The organism is Microcoleus sp. Pol12B3 (genome assembly GCF_036701355.1).
GTDB lineage: Bacteria > Cyanobacteriota > Cyanobacteriia > Cyanobacteriales > Microcoleaceae > Microcoleus.
The window spans coordinates 1-4144 of record NZ_JAUBQS010000134.1; the positions used below are offsets into that span (position 1 = coordinate 1).

Here is a 4144-nt window from a genome sequence, read left to right on the forward strand (position 1 = left end):
CGGTCGCCTGATTGAGTGGAAACGAGCGCAACGCCGTCATAGTAGTTTTTGGATTGGATTATATGGTCAATTGTGGGCGCAACGAAGCGGAGGGAGTAGGGATGGATTTTTGCCATGCAACTATTGCGGAATTGATGAAAATTAGACGCAATAAGCTCCCATTCTTTCAGAAGGGTTTGAGGGCTATGTCCTTGATTTTATCAAGCTTTTGACGGGGTTGTCACCCCGTCAGGTCGATGTACAATGCAAAATAAGTAAATCAAGCTAATTAAACGTAAAACGATCGCCCTCTTAGATCCCCGACTTCTTAAATAAGTCGGGGTGGTAATTATATCAAGACTTAAGAAAGAGTCTTGCGAGCACGTTCCGATCGCTCTTCTGCGGTATCCATAACATCCGCCATTTTATCCACCATTTCCCCGGGATAATTTTCCAGTACCCGAGTAGAAAGAGAAATCCGGCCGCGACTTTCATCGAGGTCAAGCACAATCGCTTTCAGGGGTTGACCGGGAGCAAACACCTTGCCAAGGTTATCAATATATTTTTGGCTGACTTGCTTGATGTGCAGCAAACCGCTAACTCCTTCCAAGTCCACAAACACGCCAAAAGGCTTGATGCTGCTGACTTTTCCTTCCACCAACTGACCAATTTGCAAATCCTTGAAGGCATTCGATTGAGTCGCCATCCGCTGGGAAAGTACGAGTTTTTCTCGTTCGCGATCGACTTCCAAAAAATTAACGCTCAAAGATTGACCGATCAGCGATTCTAGGTTATCGCGGTCCACTAAGTGCGATCGGGGAATAAAACCGCGCATTCCCTGAACATCTACTGTCACGCCGCCCTTATTCGCCCCAGTAACCAGCACCTGAAGAACTTTACCGGTTTCCTGCAAATCAATTAAATCTTCCCAAGCTTGCTGAATTTGTAACTGCCGCAGAGACAAGGTAACTTGGCCATCTGCATCTTGTTCGCGGATAATCAAAAAGTCCCGTTCCTCGTCCAGCGGAACCACTTCCGACAAATCCGTTACTGTTCTCAAAGCAGCCTCTTCGATCGGCAAAAAAGCCGAAGACTTGCCACCGATATCAACATACGCGCCGTTTGAGTCGTACTCGAACACTTTGCCGCGCACTACTTGTCCCTTCTGGAACTCGTAATTGTGCTGTTCGAGGGCTTTAGCAAAATCATCCATTGAAAAGGATGGTTTTGCGCTTTGAGAACCTGTAGATTTGGAATTCATGTCAGTTTAGTTGTCAGTTGTCAGTAATTTAGTTGGCAGTCGTCAGTAGAAAAAATTTTCCCACTCTCCCCATCTCCCTATCTCCCCATCTCCCACTCTCTAAGCTGGTTGAAGTTGCTGATGAAATAGCTGCTTCACCTGCACCCACGAGTCGGCTGCTGCCGTAGCGTCGTAACTGCCGCGGTGGTCGCAGAAGAAGCCGTGATCGGCATTGTAGCGGAAAATTTGGTGAGAAATACTGTGTTTTTGCAATTCTGTGGCGATTTGGTCAACTTGTTCTAAGGGAATGCTGGGGTCTTGAGTACCAAAAAAGGCGTAGAGAGTGCCTTTAATGTCTGCTGTGCGGGCGATCGTGGGGGTGCCGCCGCCGGGGGTTTGGGTGGCGATACCGGCGCCGTAGAACGACGCTGTAGCCTTGATGTCGGGCAAAGTAGCGGCAAGGTAGGCGACGTGTCCTCCAAAGCAGAAACCAATGCAGCCAAAACCTTCTGGTTTGACAGAGGGTAGAGTTTTGAGGTAATTGATAGTGGCTTGGATATCGCCCAGAAGTTCGGAAGCTGTGGTTTTTTCTTTGTATTCTCTGCCGATTTGGATGGCTTCGGGCGTGTAGCCGGTTTCAAAGCCGGGGGCTTGACGCTGGTAAATGGCTGGGGCGATCGCCACATATCCTTCTTTTGCTATTCTTTCAGTAACTTCGCGGATGTGCGAGTTGACGCCAAAGATTTCTTGAATTACGATAACAGCAGGAAATTGCCCTAGGGAGACTGGCTGGGCTAGGTATGCAGCTATTTGCAAATCCCCGTTAGGAACTGTGATGTTTTTGGTGCTAATTTCGGCTTTTGTCATAGGGAGTTTTAAGGTAAATGCCACTCTACTGATTTTAAGTTGACTTGGGAAATTTTTAGGCAATTCTGCAATTATATCTTTCGGGACCGCGCAGCGCAAATAGTGCAAATATGCCAGGTAAAAATTCGCTATTTATTGAAGGTTTAGGTTGGGCTGAATAATTCGGGGTGGCTCATCCCTAGCAATTAAGAGATATAAAGTTTCGGTAAAATGTAAGTTTTGATAAGTGGTTTACTCAAACACAGATTTTGATAAGCCTAGGCTTGAAAACATTTTATTTTGATTGTTCGTGAGATTTTTTAGATATAGCCTTTATCAAAAAGATGAGGTACAATAACAGCAGTGAGTAAACCAATCTCAAATATTTTTGCTCTGTAACTTCATTAAATGCAAAGTCTATGGCTTTTGCTAACTGTCTAAAAGGGAGACAATATAAACTATAATTTTTACTGTTAGGCAGTTTCAGCCTACTTGAGCAGCCAAAAAGTTATTGATAAATTCTTAATAACCAAAAGCTAATGACAATGAATTTTAAAATTCCTGAATTTTATATGATTCAGCTTAGAAAGTATTTAAGTCTAGCTGAATTATTGATGTTAAAGCTCTTAATAATCGTCATTCAAGCCCAAAGATATGTAGAGTTAGGGAAACTCGCCTCTGACTTACCATTACCTATCACTTATGAAAGTCGTCGTAAAAAAATTCAAAGATTTCTGATGCTTCCTCAACAGACTGTGGAAAAAATCTGGCGGGTTCTTATTACAGATTTATTAAATCTTTATTTTCCCCCTACTGATAGTCTTCATATAGCCATTGATAGAACTAAATGAAGCCAGTTTAATTTTCTAAGAATCAGTATAATTTGGGACAAAAGAGAGATTCCTCTATATTTTGAGCTCTTACCGAAAAAAGGAAATAGTAATTTTCAGCAACAAAAAGCCGCTTTCACCAAAATATTACCAATCATTAGAAACTATCGAATAGTCATTTTAGGAGACCGAGAATTTTGTTCGGTTATTTTAGGGAACTGGCTTGACGAACAAAAAGTGAATTTTTGTCTGAGGTTGAAAAAATCCGAATACATTCTCCGGGAAGGAGAAATGTGGGTAGAATTAAAAAATTTAGGAATTCGACCGGAAATGTCTTTATTTTTATCCGGAACCAAAATGACAAAATTTAAAGGATTTAAAGCTAACGTCGCTTGTAAATGGAAAGGAAAATATCGCGGAGTCACAGTCAAAGAAGGATGGTTTATATTAACTAAATTAAAAACTTTAAAAGCTGCTATAAGCGCTTATAAACAAAGATTTGATATAGAAAAAATGTTTATAGATTATAAAAACGGTGGCTATAACATTGAAGATGCCCAAGTATCAGAACCCAGGCTATTGACCTTAATGTTGTTAGTAAGCATTGCTTATACAGCGACAATTATTGAAGGAAAATTAGTCAAAAAAATGGGAGTGCAAAAATATGTAGCTCGTCCCAAACAACCCAAACGTATTTATCGTTCGCACAGTACATTTCAAGTGGGTATGCGAGCGAAAAACTGGGTAATCTTTATGGATATTTGTCAAAAATAAGTGAGAGAATATATTAGTTTACACCCCAATAAACGGTCAAATTATCAAATAGGTAAAATGGCAGCAAAGCTTATCAGAACTGTATTGTAGCGATTTTTGTCACCCTTTCAGGTCGCTTCAATATCCCGATGAATTGCATATTATTCAAGTCGATAATGCTCCAGGTCATCTTTTAATCACATCTGAATTACCAGACAATATTATTTTACTATTTCAACCTCCTCATTGTCCTGAAGCAAATCCAACAGAAAGATTATGGAAATACATCAAAGGGTTTTTAGCTAAGTTAGTCTTCATTAATCTTGACGAACTCCGTGTAAAACTTCAGGAAATATTATCATATTTAACAAATCATGTCATTGGTTTTCTAACAGGATGGTCTGGGATTTTACAGTATTTAACGTCAGTTCGGGTTAAGCCGAAGGACGCAAAAGCCAGTCTAACTGAAGAGAAGGCTTTTTAGGTTGGTGACAGT

3 protein-coding genes and 1 pseudogene are annotated in these 4144 nt (G+C 41.0%); 2 read left to right on the forward strand and 2 right to left on the reverse strand.

The genetic code is table 11. The features are described from left to right. Positions 1–340 precede the first annotated feature (340 nt). Positions 341–1240 (reverse strand): S1 RNA-binding domain-containing protein, encoded by a 900-nt coding sequence (locus QUA53_RS28620; RefSeq protein ID WP_333101226.1) that lies wholly within the window; start codon positions 1238–1240, stop codon positions 341–343. 99 nt (positions 1241–1339) lie between these two features. Beyond that, positions 1340–2086 (reverse strand): dienelactone hydrolase family protein, encoded by a 747-nt coding sequence (locus QUA53_RS28625; RefSeq protein ID WP_333101228.1) that lies wholly within the window; start codon positions 2084–2086, stop codon positions 1340–1342. A 524-nt stretch (positions 2087–2610) separates the two neighbouring features. Between QUA53_RS28625 and QUA53_RS28630 the strand changes: the two are divergent. After that, positions 2611–3759: pseudogene (locus tag QUA53_RS28630) on the forward strand (IS4 family transposase). Positions 3760–3802: 43 nt separating this feature from the next. Beyond that, positions 3803–4132 (forward strand): hypothetical protein, encoded by a 330-nt coding sequence (locus QUA53_RS28635; protein ID WP_333101230.1) that lies wholly within the window; start codon positions 3803–3805, stop codon positions 4130–4132. Positions 4133–4144 lie beyond the last annotated feature (12 nt).